This window comes from Bacteroides sp. AF39-11AC, from assembly GCF_003474285.1.
GTDB lineage: Bacteria > Bacteroidota > Bacteroidia > Bacteroidales > Bacteroidaceae > Bacteroides.
On sequence record NZ_QROH01000012.1, the window covers coordinates 24513 to 41696 of the forward strand.

The following is a 17184-nucleotide window of genomic DNA, read 5'->3' on the forward strand; positions in this document are numbered from 1 at the left end:
TAACTACTAATCACTTATCACTAATCGCTAATCACTAACAATCGTGTTTATAGAACAACCTCCTGAGTTTGTCCGAAAGCTATACCCCGGTGCCATCTGGCGAATGGACCCTAACGAAAAAGCCGTTTACCTGACTTTTGATGATGGCCCCATTCCCGAAGTAACCCCTTGGGTACTTGAATTATTGGATAAACACAATATTAAAGCCACCTTCTTCATGGTGGGAGACAATATACGTAAGCATCCTGATGTATTTCAGATGGTAATAGACCGAGGGCACCGCATTGGCAACCACACCTTCAACCATATTCGCGGATTTGAGTATTTGTCTGATAATTACCTTGCCAATACAGACAAAGCAAACGAACTGATGAAAACAGACCTCTTCCGCCCGCCACACGGGCATATGCGTTGGGGACAATATTTCGTATTAAAAAGACGCTATAAAATTGTAATGTGGGATTTGGTAACCCGTGATTACAGTAAGAAGTTACGTGGTCCGCAAGTACTTGCCAATGTGATGAGATATGCAAGAAATGGCTCTATTATCACTTTCCATGATTCATTAAAATCCTGGAATAACGGGAACCTGCAATATGCATTGCCACGGGCACTTGATTTTCTGGAAGAAGAAGGATACGAGTTTAAGTTATTGTAATCCTAATTACATAGTTATATAAAAAATGCCCTCCGAATGGAAAATATTCAGAGGGCATTTTTATTCTATACAGTATCGATTACTTAATTGTCACCGTCAAAGGATTGCGCACTTGCTGAGCATAATTTGCCATATATGCATTCCATGCTTCCGGAGTCTTGATGTCAGCCTTATCCCAAGCTGCACCCCAGTAGTAAACATACTCTGAACCCGGCTCGTAATCGCTGATAGCCAGTACATGACCATCGGCACCACCGCGCAGTTCATTCTTCTCCTTTTCAGGGAAAAGCAATGATTTAGCTTCTTTTACAGTAGCCGGGAAAGCAGCACCTACGAAGATCTTACCATTGTTATTATTCACATTATCCGTAGGATCTACATAAGTGATATAACCGTTAGCAGCATCAGCTACTACAGCACCATCCGGTTCGTGCAATACGATACCAGCAACTACCGGAGTAGTTTCTTTCAGGTTATCATAAACCACAACTGTTTTATTCAAATGAGAACCTGCATCCAACGTAATAACACGTGTTTCAACTACTGTAGAGTCTCCCTTGATGTTCAGCGGATTATAAACCAGTTTCACAGTGAAACGCAGCGGACCATTGTCCAGAATATCCTGTGTTGCATAGCAATAAGGATATACGATTTCACCATCGGGCATCAAGGCAGCAGTACCACCACCCAGTGTAGGACCTACTTTATAACAGTCCAGACCATTTCCATGGTCTACGTGATAAGAAACTGATTTATACAATTCCTGTGCAGCTTTCGGGTCAGTCTTCTTCAGTTCAGCAATCTTAGCTTTGGTCTCCGGGTTCAATTCGCTTGCATAACGAGCTTCTACAACCGGTTCAGTAGTATTGTACTTTGTCCAAACGTCATAACCGAAAGCACGTTCACCACTCTTTTGCAAAGCAGGACCATAGGTACGGAAAGCAACCAGATCGTTTTCCCATGCTACGTCGTCCACACGTTCAGGATAATATCTACCACAAGCCTTTACAGCGAAATTCTCAGGTGTTCCTGCCTGGATAGTATAGACAGCCGTACCATTCGCAGCTACGCTTGCAGGGAAAATTACTTTCTCATCGTAAGTAATCTGATAGGGGACTTGTTGTCCGTCAGCATTCAGAACCACAATCTGAGCTGTGTCAGCCAGTTTCAGTTGGTTAGAGATGTCACTCATAGCCACTTCAACCATTTCATTGGAACGCTCCATTGCTAAAGGATTACTTACCGTTACAGTAACCACATCCTTAGTATTGGTGCAGGCAAAACATACAAATGCTGTTGCCAGTAAAAGGAATAACTTTTTCATATTGCTTAATCAATTGATAATTGAAAACGGATAATGAAGATATAGATAATGGGAAAAATGGATAACTGACAGCATCAATTATCCATTTCCCATTATCTATTCATATACTTATTTAGGCTGTTTGCCAATGTAAGCCAGGATACCACCGTCAACGTAGAGTACGTGACCGTTTACGAAGTCAGAAGCGTCGGAAGCCAGGAATACGGCAGGACCCATCAAATCTTCAGGAGTACCCCAACGTGCAGCCGGAGTCTTAGCAACGATAAATGCATCGAACGGATGACGTGAACCGTCAGCTTGCGGTTCGCGAAGCGGTGCGGTCTGCGGAGTAGCGATATAACCCGGGCCGATACCATTACACTGGATGTTGTATTCACCGTACTCGGAAGCGATGTTACGAGTCAGCATCTTCAATCCACCCTTGGCGGCAGCGTATGAACAGATCGTTTCACGACCCAACTCACTCATCATAGAGCAGATGTTGATAATCTTGCCGTGACCTTTCTTAATCATAGAAGGGATAACAGCCTTGGACACGATGAACGGAGCGTTCAAGTCTACATCGATTACCTGACGGAACTCGGCAGCAGACATCTCAAGCATCGGAATACGCTTGATGATACCTGCATTGTTTACCAAAATATCAATCACGCCCACTTCTTTCTCAATCTGGGCAACCATAGCATTTACCTGCTCTTCATTCGTTACGTCACATACATAACCTTTAGCATCGATACCTTCAGCTTTGTAAGCAGCCAGACCTTTGTCCACCAGTTCTTGCTTGATGTCGTTGAACACGATTTTTGCGCCGGCTTGTGCAAAGGCAGTTGCCAGAGCGAAGCCAATTCCGTAAGAAGCACCGGTTACAAGTGCTACTTTGCCTTCTAATGAAAAGTTTACCATAATTTATTTACTTAGGTTTAATAGTTATTTGTTTCTTATTTACGATTCAGAATCGTGATTTACTCAATTATCACTTCAGATCGGTAATCAAAGAGAAGTCCTGGTCTCCATAGTCCAGGTTTTCACCGCCCATACCCCAGATAAAGGTATAGTTGTGAGTAGCGGCAGCAGAGTGGATAGACCATTCAGGAGACAATACAGCCTGGTCGCCCTTCATCCATACATGGCGGGTTTCATCAACTTCACCCATGAAGTGGCAAACTGCATGTTCTTCGGGCACTTCAAAATAGAAATAAGCTTCCATACGGCGGCTATGAACGTGTGCCGGCATTGTATTCCATACACTACCCGGAGCAAGTTCCGTCATACCCATCTGCAACTGGCAGGTAGGCAACACCTGGTTCACCAACATCTTATTAATATTACGGTGGTTAGAACCTTCCAAGCTACCCATTTCAGCAACTACTGCATCAGCTTTCGTCACTTTCTTATCAGGATAGTTACGGTGAGCAGTCAGTGAGTTGAAATAGAATTTAGCAGGATTCTTTTCGTCCTTGCTTTCGAAGGTTACTTCACGGTCACCTGAGCCCAAATAAAGAGCTTCTTTATAATTCAATTCGAATACAGCATCTCCGGCTTTTACTACACCAGGACCACCTACGTTATAGATACCCATTTCACGACGAGTCAGGAAGAACGGAGCTTTCAGCGGATCGATAGCTTCCAGCTTCAACACTTCGCCTACCGGCATTGCACCACCTACAACCATACGGTCGTACATGGAATATACCATATTTACTTCGTTAGCAGAAAATACTTTCTCAATGAGGAAATCACGACGGATGCGTTTGGTATCGTAACTTTTTGCATCTTCGGGATGCGCTGCATAGCGAATTTCATAGTTCGTTTTCATAATCCTATTACGTTTTAAAGTTTATAATAATCGGTTATTGGCATACTTCGTTTACGTACACGATGCAAATGTAGCAAAAGAAAACGTCAAAACATTGTGTTTTTGTCCCAATTATATATCATTATCGTTCAAATGGAAGAAAATAGGAATTCTTTAACAGAAAATAAGACAAAAAAAAGAGCTTTACAGAGACTATTCTCTATAAAGCTCAATAAATGTTGTTGTCCTACCAAGATTCGAACTTAGACAAACAGAACCAAAAACTGTTGTGCTACCATTACACCATAGGACAAACACGGGTGCTTTCTGTTAAAAAGCGGTGCAAAGATAAGAGTATGCCCCGAAATATCCAAATATTTCGGGGCATTTTTTATCATTTGCCACTATTTTGCCTTTTATTTAGCAATAATCAAGTAGTAATTCTTCTTTCCACGCTGTACAAGCAAGTATTTCTCATCCAAAAGGTCAGCAGAAGTGATAACCTGATCAAAAGCTTCTAACTTCTCCTTGTTGAGGGAAACGCCACCGCCTTGTACCAACTTACGCATTTCACTTTTGGAAGCAAAGACTGCTGCATTATCAGTGAACAAATCGACAGCTTTCACTCCGGCTGCCACAGCATCCTTAGATACTTCGAACTGAGGAACACCTTCGAATACAGCCAACAGAGTATCTTCATCCAACTTCTTCAAAGCGTCAGAAGTTGCATTACCGAATAATATATTGGATGCATCCACTGCTGCATTATAATCTTCTTCAGAATGAACCATAATGGTCACCTCTTTTGCCAGACGTTTCTGAAGAATACGCAGATGCGGTGCAGCTTCATGTTCTACTATCAGAGCATCTATTTCTTCTTTGCTCAGAGAAGTAAATATCTTAATGTAACGTGCAGCATCAGCATCACTCACATTCAACCAGAATTGATAGAATTTATACGGAGAAGTATAGCGAGGATCAAGCCAGATGTTACCGGACTCAGTCTTACCGAACTTACCGCCGTCAGCCTTCGTAATCAGAGGACTGGTCAGTGCAAATACCTCACCACCGTTTGTACGACGAATTAACTCGGCACCTGTTGTAATGTTACCCCATTGATCGGAACCACCCATTTGCAGTTTGCAACCTTTGGTTTCATACAGATGCAGGAAGTCATAACCTTGTAACAGCTGATAAGTAAACTCAGTGAAAGACAAACCGTCACGAGCTTCACCATTCAGGCGCTTCTTTACAGAATCCTTCGCCATCATATAGTTTACGGTGATATGCTTACCTACTTCGCGAGCAAAATCAAGGAATGTGAAGTTCTTCATCCAGTCGTAGTTGTTCACCAGTTCTGCGCGGTTGGGAGCATCAGATTCGAAATCCAGGAACTTGCCCAACTGCTTCTTCATACCATCCATATTGCGTTGCAGAATCTCTTCTGTGAGCAGATTGCGCTCTGCCGACTTGCCGGAAGGGTCACCAATCATACCCGTAGCACCACCAATCAATGCCATCGGCTTATGTCCGCAACGTTGGAAATGACGCAGTATCATTACACTGCAGAGGTGTCCAATGTGCAACGAGTCCGCCGTAGGGTCAAAACCTATGTATGCGGTCACTTGTTCCTTAGCCAGAAGCTCTTCCGTACCAGGCATCATATCGTGGAGCATGCCACGCCATTTCAATTCTTCTACAAAATTCATCGAATGATTAACTATTTAAATATTTGATATACTTTGTAATTGCAAAAGTACGACTCTTTATCTGAACTAACAACTCTTATCGCCTAAAAAAGATTTCCTTCACATTCTTCCGAACCGTTTCCCTGAGTTCCCCAGAGGGAATTTTACGAATCATAGCTGCCCGTTCATAGAGCGCATCAATAGAAGTCATACTCTCATCCGTCTCCAAAAACAGCCTGTCAGATGGTACGATTCGCAGTGCTTCTTCCTGATACTTTTCCCCGAAAGAAAGATGAAAACCATGTCGGAGATATTCTTCTGCCAGCACTGCTTTTCCGCGAAACCCATGAATAATCCACGGCTTCACCGGACGTATCTTCTGTTTCAATTTTAAGAGTTCATCTACAGCCTTCACCAGATGAATAACCAGCGGTTTATCTGTTTCTTCAGCCAGCCGTGCCTGATATTCGAAAACTTCTATCTGTAAAGGCAGAGAAGCATCAGCCAATTTATCCAATCCGGCTTCACCTATAGCCAAAACCTGAGGATGATACAATAGCTCCTCCAAGCATCTCTTTTTTTCAGCCAGAGATACAGTAGAAGAAGTTATATACCACGGATGTATTCCCACAGAATACCACCCTTCCTGTTGCGGAACAAATGTTTCGGGAAAGCAATTCACAATAGCTTCTCCAGGCACTTCCGGTTGGCAATGAGTGTGTATATCAGCAGGAATTATCATACAGCAAAGATATTATGTCTTTATGGAACAGGATCATATCCGGAACCTCCCCAGGGATGACAACGCAGTATACGCCTGATTGCCAAATACAATCCCTTGAAAGGACCATGCTTCTTAATCGCCTCAACAGCATATTGTGAACAGGTGGGAGTGAAACGGCACGAAGGAGAAGTCAAGGGTGAAATGCACTTCTGATAAAAATAAATAGGAAGCAACAGCAGGTATGAAAGCAGCTTTTTCATAAGGAGGCTACTTTCTCCGTGATACGAGCCAACGCAATCTTCATCCTTTCTTCAATTTCCATCGAGTCAGTCAATCGGTCGGAAAGATAAATGAAAGCCACAGCAAGTTGCTGCTCCTTATCCTGGAGTGCCTGCAATAGTCCGTGCTTGTTTTTCCGATATGCCTCACGTATCTGACGTTTCACACGGTTACGCTTCACCGCCCGTTTAAAACGGCGTTTTGATACACTGACAAGTATGGAAACAGGAGCTTCCAACTCCTCCACCGGCAGATATACCACACGCAAAGGGAAGACGGAAAACGAGCGCGCACCGCCTGAAAACATCTTATCGATGACTTTCTTCTTATCCAGCCTTTCGGTCTTATGCAGGGTATTGGAGAGCATGGTCAGTATGGGTTATAAAGTTATTAGTTATCAGTTTATGAGGAAGGGAAATAACAAATTACGAGCTACAAAGTATGGGGCATAAAAGCACAACCACTTGTAGCTCGTAATTCTATCAGTTTCAAAATTACAGTTATCAAATTATAAGCCAACGACTTATAGCTAACAACTTATAATTCTATTCTCACTTTCCTTTATTGTTCTCTTTGATGAACATATCCAGTGCTGCCGTCATAGACGGAGCTTGTACACTGGGAGCTTCCAGATCGAGACGGAGTCCGGCATCACGTACAGCTTGTGCTGTAGTGGAGCCAAAGGTACCAATCTTGATTTCTTTCTGTTGGAAGTCCGGGAAATTCTTCTTCAGAGAAGTTACTCCTGCAGGACTAAAGAATACAAGCATGTCATAATCAAATTCTTCTTCCGCAGTAAAATCATTACTTACTGTACGATACATAACAGTTTCTGTATGCTGTATCTTGCTTTTTTCCAAGAGATTTTTGATCTCGTCTGTGTGCACATCAGACATCGGGACCAGATACTTCTCAGTCTTATGCTTGATGATAGAAGGCAACAAGTCTTCAAACTTTCCTGTATTACCAAAGAAGATCTTACGCTTGCGGTATTGAATATACTTTTGAATATACAATGCAACAGCTTCTGTCACACAGAAATACTTCATAGTTTCCGGAATGGAAACACGCAATTCTGTACACAGGTGAAAGAAGTGGTCGATGGCATGACGCGATGTAAAGATAACAGCGGTATGATCCAGGATTGACACTTTTTGCTGTCTGAATTCTTTAGCAGACAGACTTTCCACCTTGATAAACGGGCGAAAATCAATTTTCACACCGTACTTCTGGGCGATGTCGTAGTAAGGAGATTTCTCTGATGCCGGTTTCGGCTGCGACACAAGTACTTTCTTAATTTTCAACGTCCTAATAATTTATTATCAAATAATCATTTAGTTGTAACACACCTCGATATACAATAAAACAAGGTATGATTTCAAGGGCACAAAAGTACAAAATTAAAAGCAAAACGCCATATAAATTGTTACAAAAAAGCTTTATCCACTTATAGAACATCAATATTTTAGTAAAAAAGACCAAAAATAAACCGATTATCACAGTTGCAAGTAAATCCAAATCGAAGTAAACAAGGAACAAAACAAATGGGAAAAGGGCGAATCCAAGGTAATAAAGCAATGTAGAATAAGACTCCATCCAAAGACTTGTACGGTTTCCGTCAAAAAAAATCCAACCCAGGAAAGAGTAAGTCACCCATTTCCAGAAAAGATAAAGTAAAGCCATTGCAAGATATACTCCAAGCAGAATATAAGGAGGAATACGTTCTACCAGCTCCGGCCGGACATCTATAAAATAGTTGAAAGTACAGACAGCCCCCAGCACACAAGTCTGCAAGATCAACAATAACATATAACGCATATCCGCTGCCGTGGTGGCTGCAAAGATACTGGTCCGCTCACGGTTGAGCAGAAAGTCTTTCACCAGTTGCACCAGAAACTTACGACTACGGGATAAGACATAGGCAGATATGAAAAAGCAGCACAACAGGAGTATAGTGATTCCGTCATCCAATTTAGGAGAATAGGGAATAGGCATTCCCTCGAATCCCGCAATCCATGTCAGCAGTAGCCCAATCATATTGCCGCAAACTTACGTATGGAACTATCCCAGATGGGAGTGGTATGTATCAGATCAATAGCTTCCTGCGGTGTACTTGCCACATGCCAGATAGCACCGTGTTGCTCGCGCATAAAGTTCTCATCCACGGCACGCTGCAACATGGCTAACAAGGGATCAAAATATCCATTGGTATTTAGGATAACGATAGGATTCAGATATAAACCTAATTGCTTCCAGGTAATAATTTCCAGCAGTTCTTCCAATGTACCGCATCCACCGGGCAAAGCAATAATAGCATCGCTTAAATCTGCCATTTTCTGCTTACGCTGGTGCATGTTTTCCACTTCTATCATCTCTGTCAACCCTTTATGCTGCCATCCTTGTTCCACCATAAAATGAGGAATAACACCAGTCACCTCTCCACCTGCTGCCAACACAGCATCAGAAGTAGTACTCATCAGTCCGATACCACCAGCACCATTTATCAGTCGGATACGACGTTGCCCCAACAGAGTACCCAGTTCACGGGCAGCTTCAAAATAGGCGGAATCGATTTTGGTGCTCGAAGCACAATATACACATACGGAAGTTATCTTATTCATGGGAATTGCTATACCTTATATTATTAGTGAGTGCAAAGGTAAAGATTTTCAGCGATATCTTAAAAATATCACTAACTTTGTAATCTGTTCTCATTCTTTTCAACTAACACTATTAAAAGGAGGAATATATGATTAAGCAAGATTATCTGATACGAATGATCCAGGAAATCATTTCTTTAATTGTGAACGCCCTGCTCCAGAAGAAGAAATACCGCTGGAGTGAATGGACTGAATATGACGATCTGACCAGACAAATACTGGGTTTCCCCTCCGAAGATTTGCTGGGAATGAATATAGAGGAATTAATTGATCGATACAAAGGCGATCCTAATGAAATGGGAAAGACGGAGCTTGCCGCTATGACCATGCTGAAGATATCCGACGATATGGGAACAGATGACCTTCTTCGAAAATCCAAACTTCGTCAGGACGGACTCGCACTGCTCAAGTATGTACAAAAAGAAAGCAATAGCTTCTCTATACAGCGGGTACAGCTGATTGATATGTTGGAGACAGCTCAACCGTAAGATTCTCACTTATTCTCACCATATTGAGAATGTTTTCTCACAGTGATGAGTATTTCTTCTCAATACGATGAGTATTTCTTCTCAATGGGGTGAGTATTTCATCTCAATACGGTAAGAATACTTCCCTGACAAACACCTATTTTCCCTTTAGTATTCCTTTTTCAGAAACAGCGCTTACCCGAAAGCAACCATAAACTCCACCACTGATATTTCCGGTAATAGAGGTAGGCGTAGGAGTATAAGCACCACCATCTGTACGTAATTGCTTCAGCATTTGCTCGTAAACATGATAGCAACTTTTAGAGATAGTCTGCGCCCATACATACAGAGAGTCACCCACCGGAATATATCCCCATCCATTAGGATAGCCGAAAGCATTTTCTCCGTCATCAACAATAAAGTCCACCACATTCTCTTCCAAATATTCATCACCTAAAATGGAAAAACGCCAATCCGAATCTCCTCCAAGTAAGACATTAGGGCGCGTAAATGTAAAGTGGGTATACGACCAAGGATAAAATGAAAACAAATAATAATTCTCTCCCGGCGGATTAATGAAGCTAATACAAGGTGCATCAGTTTCTCCTTTTTCCCCTAAATCCACTTTCTTGACCTTAAGGTCGGTGATAACGAGAGGCTGTTCCATTTTCTGTGCTTCCGATTCAAAATGCTTGCCATCACAGTAAAAATCCAGCGAATAGGAATGCCCCACGATACCATATAGTTTAGTGGTCACATACATTCCATAGACGGCACCCAAACTGAATCCAGAAGTCTCCTCTTTCCGCTTCGTATCATAATTATAATAGTTATAATACACATCATAGCCTTCAAACCGAGGCGGCACATACTGAAGCGTATCCCTGATACCGTCCGTAACATCTGTAATAATGATTACAGCATCTTCTATACCTGCATAATCATATTCACCTGCCGATACGGCAGAAGGTCTTGTTAGATGAAAGAAGTAAGGTGGACGCTCATTCGTAACAATCCCTTCGAAGACGATAGCATCTGAGGTATATCCCGAAAAATCCACATCAACTATTCTTTCACACCCTGATATAAACATTCCTAAAATCAAACACAAAATATAAGAAAGAGTCTTTACCATATTATCAAAATTTAAAAGTATAGGTTAGCGATGGTACAATACCATAAAGATATAATTTATAGATACGAGACTTTGAAAAAGAAGAATATCCGTCACGCCCTGCATACATAGAAAAAACATTTTTTCGGTTATACGCATTGATCACTGAAAGAGAAAGACTTCGATTTTTCCATCGATAAGTCGTCGAAAGATCCAACTGATGAAACGACGGAGCACGATATCCGTTTCTGCCCGAATAAATGTAGAATACAGCCTGATGAAAATAATATTTCCCCACCGGCAACGTCAGATTCATGCCCGAAGCATAAGAAAAAGTGGACGATAATGACCAATGAGACCCAAAATTCCAGTTCAGGAATAACTTCAGATTGTGTGGGCGATCGTATACCGGTTTGTATTCCTCCCCATTAATCTTGTTTCGGGCACGCGAAAGTGTATAACTAAGCCATCCCGTCAATACTCCACGGTTTTTAGAAAAGTAAAATTCCAGTCCGGTGCCTTGGGCAGTGCCACTCTCCACTTCTTTTTCAATCCGGTCGTTCTGGAATATATTGGCATTCTCTGCATAATCTACCACATGACGCATCTTCCGGATATAAGCCTCTACCGACAGAGTGTATTCCCTTTGAGAAAAATGATATTCATACCCCAATGCCACCTGCCGCATTACAGAAGGTTGCAATAACGCATTGGCAGGTATCCACATATCCGAAGGTATTCCTACCGAAGAGTTGGACAGCATATGTATGCTCTGTGCTGCTTGCGTATAAGAAAGAGTGAAGCGACTGGAAGCATCAGGCATATAGGCCAATTCCGCCCGGGGTTCAGGAACCACATACGTTTTTGCCCCATAAGAAGAACTTCCCGGAGCATGCAGCACAGACAAACGGATTCCTGCATTCAGTTGGAAACGGGAAAGGAATTTATATTCACCTTCTGCATAGAGTCCCATATCCCACAGCATTTTTCTGGGCAAGCGCGAAGGCATCACATTAGAATCTTCATTAGCTCTTGTCACCGCACCGGGCATCGTAGTGAAATAATGCGCACTTACTCCCGTTTTCAGACTCAATGAATTGTCCAAATGCGTCTCCCAATCCGATTTCAATTGGTAAGACTGCATATCTGATTTCCATAGATATTGCAATCCGTCTGCCAGGGATTTATACTTATAATAATAGTTACTGAAGATGGCGCTTGTATTCACATTAGTCCGGTCATTCAGAATATGATTCCAGCGCACAGTAGCTGTCGCATTGCCCCAATCCATTCCATAGTCTTTGACCAGTTTGTTGAAAATGGTATGATCTCCTCCACTATATAACGAAAAGAAAAGGCGGTTACGGTCATTCAATGCCATATTCACTTTAGCATTCACATCATAAAACCACATTTGTGGCTTAGATGTCAGATCCCCCCCCAATAAGCTAAGTGTAGCTCCGGGATAACCAAACCTGCCGGAAACCAGATAAGAACCTTTTTTCAACGGACCTTCCAATAAGACTTTAGAAGCTATTAATCCTAAACTCGCGCTCCGATTACGCTCTTTACTATTACCTTCACGCATACGGACATCAATCACCGACGAAGAACGTCCGCCGTATTTCAATGGAAAGTAAGATTTATAAAGGTCTACTTTTTGAATAGCATCATTGTTAAACACAGAAAAAAAGGATAACACATGGCTTGGATTATAAACCACTGCTTCGTCCAGTAAAACTAAATTCCCCCATTGATTGCTTCCTCTTACCGAAATATTATTGGCTCCCTCGTTACCACTTTGTACCCCGGGCAAGAATTGTAAAGTCTTCATCAAATCTGCCTCTCCCCCCACAACAGGTAAGGCTTGTATCTCCTTTGCATCCAACATAAACTGCCCGCCATGTTTTCTTGCTCCCACTACTTCAACTCCTTTCAGCAGATAATCGTTGGGTTGCAAAGCTATATCCACCACCGCATTGTCTGACAGTTGCAACGTATCCGACCAGGTAGTATACCCCAACATGGAGCATTGAAGCACACACCTCCCTGCCTGGATCGTAATAGAATAAAGCCCATAAGCATTTGTAGCCATACCTATACTCGAATTCTTTTCCAGTATATTAGCATCAGAGAGGGCTTCACCCGTCTTTGCATCCGTCACACGACCCCGTACAATTACTTTTTGAGCAAAGGAAGTGTGCAGGCACAGAAAAAGAAAACATAAATAAAGAGATAAAATTTTCATTTGTTTTGCAATTCTTTATCTAACAGTTTAGTCAATTCTTCATAAGAGTTTGTTATGTAAACCAAACGATTATTGATTATTATGGTAGGAGTGGCAAACAATCCCCGCTCCATCAGTTTATTAATAGTATGATTTACATTATTATAAGTTTCGGCAGACTGTAAATCTTGCTTATATCCGGCTACATCTAATCCTAAATTCTTTGCAAGTCCCAAAATATATGCAGAGTCCGGCAAAGCATTATATGAGAATATGGCATCATGAAACTCCCAAAATTTCCCATATTTACCAGCTGCTTCACAAGCTAACGAAGCAAGATTCGGTTCGTCCGCAAAACTAACAAAGCCAAATTTCACCCGGTCATGGTATTTATCATAAATACGTTTCAAGGTTTTCTCAAATTCAGCGCAACGTTTACAACAGAAATCTGATGCTACTATCAAATGGGTAGCAGCATCGAGATTTCCCCTATATTGTACGCACAAATCAGCAACAACACATTTAGGCTGTTTAGGAGGATAAACATATCGTTTGATTTGCGCTTTATTAAATAGTGAATCTGCTAAATGCCGGATTAAGACACTCCGCATACTATTTTTTAAGGACAAGTCCGCCGTATCTATTCCCGTTGAAACTGTCATAATACTATCAACATAAGTATCCAAATACTCATCAACAAGAATCCTCCGACCAAGAGCCTCATATTCAATCAATTTTCGTTTGATTAAATCATCTAAGGCTCTCATCTTTATTTCATAAGCCATATTCAATAAATCGAAGGTCTCTTGTGTTGTCACCTGAGACAATTCTGAAGCATATAGTTTATACCCATTTATTTCAGCAACAACTTCTTCGCCACCTTTGGAACAAGAATACAGCAACACAGCCAACATTAATAACAATATCTGTTTCATTTAATTAGCAGTTATCATCCTTGGATGATATATATTCTTATTCTTGAAACAATCAAGATTTGTATTTAATGTTATACTATACAACGTATTTTTGCCTGTATTTAAACCATATTCACCATAAAGAGTTTCTGATGCCAAATCTTTAGTAAAAGTATACCCAGTATATAATTTAGCCCAATTCTTATTACTCGAATCTTCATCATCAAAGAGGATTTTTCCCATCGTTCCAGCTGGTGAGCCACAGATAACTCCATAATTTATACGAGTTTTAGGACCAAATTGCCCACTTGTCATAGTACTTGGTACACCTCGTCTATCAGGAAAAGCCCATGCTAAAACAACATTATTATCTATTTTAGTATATCCCGTAGATATGGCTTTTGCAGAGTTATATTTAGGATGTGTACCCCAAGCATCATTAATCGGACGTTTATCATCACAATCATGATAACGTGCTATAATTTTCATCGAGGGATAAGTAAAACTAAAATCCGTTCTATTGTAATTTATATGCTTTACAAGAAATACACCTCCAGGATAATACTGACTCGCCTCAGTTAAACAAAATCTTAAAACAACATTACCGTTACTATCAACATATGAATCCCCTACCGAACCTTCAGTCTTGGACTTCGACCTAGTGTCTTCCGTATCAATACGAACATCCAACTCAGCATAACCCCCGCAAGTGCCAACCCTGAAGACCCCTACTACATCATCGGAAGCACTATAAACAGTTCGCATCACCTTTTCTTTTGCTATAGATGTACGGTTCATTAATTCTGTTACATAATCATCCATAAGCTGCTGAATAGTTTCCTCATCCGCTACCGTTTCTATTTTTAAAGAATCAGTATCTTCTTCAATCGCTCTGGTTGATGCCTCATAATCTGTAGCTGCTTTAGCTAACTCCAAATCATTTTCTAACAAATCATAGCTATTACTGCATGAGTAGCATGTCAATACTCCTAAAAGAGTGAATAATAAATGTTTTTTCATGTCTTTGAATGGTTAAGCTACACCATTAGCTTTAAATTAAAAATCAAAATCTCCGTATAATATAGTCTCTCCAATAATTATCTCTAAACGATATTCTGAATTTTCTTCTAATAATCCGCCCATGTTCAATACAATATTACTTGATATTGTATGTAGTTCAGAGTAAACGACCTCATTAGTCAAAAGATTGGTCACAGAGATTTCAACATTCTTAAAATCACCATAAAGGTTAATTAGTAACGTCTCATTATAGAAATTAAAATGTGCTGAAGCTTCCAGAAGGTCTACTGAGCGTTTACCTTTGGCAGGTGTACTAGATAATGATTTCTGCAATTTAATATCTTCCACCTTTCCTTGTGGCATTGCACACATACATATCGGTAGAAATACCAATAAAAATAATAGTAATTTGTTGGTTTTCATATTAATAATTTTTGACGAGGCAAATTAAAATGTTTTTTATATGAGAACCAATAATTAAATAGTAACAATGGTAACAATAGGATAATAAGAAAGGTAACAACAGTAACAATAAAACTTATAAAGGCCTGACTATTAAATATTAAATATACTTTCAAATAAGTCAGTATTCATTTTATTCTTAATACGATTTTTTCTTGTTTTTATTGCATCTGAAGAGGAATCCATCACATCCATAATTACCTCTTTAGGACAACGAAGCAGAACCAATACACAATAAAGCAAATCATCGGTAGTCAATGACAAACAATTATCTTTCAAATCACCCATCACATCTACAAATGTTTTTTGAATATCACGCACTATTATTACTCTAGAAAATCTCGCCTTGATTATACGTTCTTTAGGCATTATTTTTTTCAACTCAATCAATTTCTTATAGCCTTCAGTTGTCTCAAACAATGCCATACAAATTTCGATGCGTTCTTTTTTCAATCTTTGTAATTCAAGACTATTAATCTTCCGAGGAGAGGTCGAATTATCATTTAGCAACACTGTTTCCACACGATTATCCAATAATCTATATTGCAAATCCATAAACTTTTTCTTGCGGCATCTATCTTTCCACAAATACAGTATAACCAATAGCAATAATAGCAATAAAAAAATTACTACTAACAAAATAACTAAATGTCGATTTCGATCAGATAATTCATTTTTATGTAATTCAACTATACGATTATCCATCAAACTATCAAGTTCTGCACGATTATTCATCGTTTCAATGGAATCATAGAATAAAATGAAAGAATCAGCATATAATGTAGCATTTTGCCAATCTTTCATTCTCTTACTTTCCTGAAATAAACTATGAAAAGATGATGCTTTAACATATATATTAGATGACCTCTTTCCTATTCTCCAATAATACACAGCTGAATCTTTTCTATTCATATCACTCAAGATATCACCTTTTACAGAGCAAGCAGAAGTAATATCTTCTTCACTAGATAAATATGGTAATGCTTTTGAAATGCACGCCTCAGCCTCTGCATATTTACCTTGCGCATTGTAAAAAGTAGCCATGTTTTTATATATAACAGATAGTAAATCAAAATTTTGTAAAGCATGAGCTATTACCAATGCCTGTTGATAATAATAATATGTACTATCCAGTTGATATTTTAATAAGAAAGCATCGCCTATATCTTTTAGGAAATAGCAAGTACGGACTGAATCATATTTCATGCACAAATAATACCCCTTTTTGTACATACTTATAGCTGTTTGATTCAAGTTTTGTTTATTATAAGAATCACCTAAATGACTATATATCATAGATAAAAAGATAGAGTCCCTATCTTTAGGCATTACATCTATAGCTTTCAAATAAAAATCAATAGCTGTCGGTAACTTTTTCTGTTCCAAATAAACACAACCCAGATAGAAATAAGATTTCGCAAGTCGTTCTTTATCCACATTCTTTTTATAATAATCTACTGCTATCTGTATCGAAGAATCATTTTGTAATAGTATGCAGTTCTTATATTTTGCTTGCGTTAACAATAAGTTATAGAAAGCCCTATCCGCATTCTTTATCTTTTGTGGATCGGAGATTTGCTCAAGTAAATAGAGTGAGCTATCAGGACGAGATTGCATTAAAGAATCCGCTAATAATAAAGCCGGATTAATGACATGCTCTCCCTTTCTGCACGAATTAAACAGAGATATTGTAATTAATAAGAAAAAGAATAATAGTTTCTTCATAAATAGGTAGTTTTATCACTATGTTTCCGAATGCAATCAACGACAAAAAGTCAACATTAACGGATAGTTACGTATCTCCACAAAGATAGTAACAAATTATAAACGAATAGCATTTTTGCCATTATAT

The 17184-nt window shown here is 39.8% G+C and carries 18 protein-coding genes and 1 tRNA gene; 2 read left to right on the forward strand and 17 right to left on the reverse strand.

The genetic code is table 11. The features are described from left to right. The first annotated feature begins 43 nt into the window (after positions 1–43). Entirely contained in the window at positions 44–658 is a 615-nt protein-coding gene (locus DW036_RS22365) for a polysaccharide deacetylase family protein (RefSeq protein WP_022393111.1), read from the forward strand. A 79-nt stretch (positions 659–737) separates the two neighbouring features. Here DW036_RS22365 and DW036_RS22370 read toward each other — a convergent pair whose 3' ends face one another. The 11 genes from DW036_RS22370 to DW036_RS22420 all read right to left on the reverse strand — a co-directional run bounded on the left by DW036_RS22370 (position 738) and on the right by DW036_RS22420 (position 9089). Next, a complete protein-coding gene (locus DW036_RS22370; RefSeq protein ID WP_007660975.1) occupies positions 738–1982 on the reverse strand; it encodes a DUF4861 domain-containing protein in 1245 nt (414 codons plus the stop codon). Positions 1983–2090: 108 nt separating this feature from the next. Next, positions 2091–2885 carry a gluconate 5-dehydrogenase gene (locus tag DW036_RS22375; RefSeq protein ID WP_118466271.1) on the reverse strand — a complete coding sequence of 265 codons (795 nt, stop codon included), beginning with the start codon at positions 2883–2885 and terminating at the stop codon, positions 2091–2093. 70 nt (positions 2886–2955) lie between these two features. Then, complete coding sequence (gene kduI, locus DW036_RS22380; RefSeq protein ID WP_022393114.1) at positions 2956–3798, reverse strand: 5-dehydro-4-deoxy-D-glucuronate isomerase; 843 nt, start codon at positions 3796–3798, stop codon at positions 2956–2958. 221 nt (positions 3799–4019) lie between these two features. Next, positions 4020–4090: transfer RNA gene (locus DW036_RS22385), tRNA-Gln, on the reverse strand. Between the two features lie 103 nt (positions 4091–4193). Further along, positions 4194–5486 carry a tyrosine--tRNA ligase gene (tyrS, locus tag DW036_RS22390; protein ID WP_118466272.1) on the reverse strand — a complete coding sequence of 431 codons (1293 nt, stop codon included), beginning with the start codon at positions 5484–5486 and terminating at the stop codon, positions 4194–4196. A gap of 76 nt (positions 5487–5562) precedes the next feature. After that, positions 5563–6207, reverse strand: a complete 645-nt coding sequence (locus DW036_RS22395) for a TatD family hydrolase (protein ID WP_118466273.1) — start codon at positions 6205–6207, stop codon at positions 5563–5565. Positions 6208–6227: 20 nt separating this feature from the next. Further along, positions 6228–6449, reverse strand: coding sequence for a membrane protein insertion efficiency factor YidD (gene yidD, locus DW036_RS22400; RefSeq protein WP_007219099.1), 222 nt, complete (start codon positions 6447–6449; stop codon positions 6228–6230). Beyond that, positions 6446–6835, reverse strand: a complete 390-nt coding sequence (gene rnpA, locus DW036_RS22405; RefSeq protein ID WP_118216296.1) for a ribonuclease P protein component — start codon at positions 6833–6835, stop codon at positions 6446–6448. Before rnpA ends, yidD begins: the two co-directional genes overlap by 4 nt. 184 nt (positions 6836–7019) lie before the next feature. After that, on the reverse strand, positions 7020–7772 hold the full coding sequence (locus DW036_RS22410; protein ID WP_007660987.1) for a uroporphyrinogen-III synthase: 753 nt from the start codon (positions 7770–7772) through the stop codon (positions 7020–7022). 4 nt (positions 7773–7776) lie between these two features. After that, positions 7777–8505 (reverse strand): DUF4271 domain-containing protein, encoded by a 729-nt coding sequence (locus tag DW036_RS22415; RefSeq protein WP_118466274.1) that lies wholly within the window; start codon positions 8503–8505, stop codon positions 7777–7779. Next, complete coding sequence (locus DW036_RS22420) at positions 8502–9089, reverse strand: TIGR00730 family Rossman fold protein (protein ID WP_022393119.1); 588 nt, start codon at positions 9087–9089, stop codon at positions 8502–8504. Before DW036_RS22420 ends, DW036_RS22415 begins: the two co-directional genes overlap by 4 nt. A gap of 128 nt (positions 9090–9217) precedes the next feature. Here DW036_RS22420 and DW036_RS22425 point away from each other — a divergent pair, with 128 nt between their 5' ends. After that, positions 9218–9616 carry a hypothetical protein gene (locus DW036_RS22425; protein WP_118466275.1) on the forward strand — a complete coding sequence of 133 codons (399 nt, stop codon included), beginning with the start codon at positions 9218–9220 and terminating at the stop codon, positions 9614–9616. A 136-nt stretch (positions 9617–9752) separates the two neighbouring features. On the opposite strand, the gene DW036_RS22430 is transcribed toward DW036_RS22425, so the two are convergent. The 6 genes from DW036_RS22430 to DW036_RS22455 form a co-directional block, all read right to left on the reverse strand. Then, a complete protein-coding gene (locus tag DW036_RS22430; protein WP_022393121.1) occupies positions 9753–10730 on the reverse strand; it encodes a DUF4249 family protein in 978 nt (325 codons plus the stop codon). Positions 10731–10734: 4 nt separating this feature from the next. Continuing rightward, positions 10735–12957, reverse strand: coding sequence for a TonB-dependent receptor (locus DW036_RS22435; RefSeq protein ID WP_118466276.1), 2223 nt, complete (start codon positions 12955–12957; stop codon positions 10735–10737). Continuing rightward, complete coding sequence (locus tag DW036_RS22440) at positions 12954–13871, reverse strand: thioredoxin domain-containing protein (protein ID WP_118466277.1); 918 nt, start codon at positions 13869–13871, stop codon at positions 12954–12956. The genes DW036_RS22435 and DW036_RS22440 overlap by 4 nt, the downstream gene beginning before the upstream one ends. Continuing rightward, positions 13872–14870: a hypothetical protein gene (locus DW036_RS22445; RefSeq protein WP_118466278.1), complete on the reverse strand. Its 999-nt coding sequence runs from the start codon at positions 14868–14870 to the stop codon at positions 13872–13874. Between the two features lie 36 nt (positions 14871–14906). Then, positions 14907–15293 carry a DUF3244 domain-containing protein gene (locus tag DW036_RS22450; protein WP_118466279.1) on the reverse strand — a complete coding sequence of 129 codons (387 nt, stop codon included), beginning with the start codon at positions 15291–15293 and terminating at the stop codon, positions 14907–14909. Positions 15294–15425: 132 nt separating this feature from the next. Then, positions 15426–17057 (reverse strand): tetratricopeptide repeat protein, encoded by a 1632-nt coding sequence (locus DW036_RS22455; RefSeq protein WP_118466280.1) that lies wholly within the window; start codon positions 17055–17057, stop codon positions 15426–15428. Between the last annotated feature and the right edge of the window lie 127 nt (positions 17058–17184).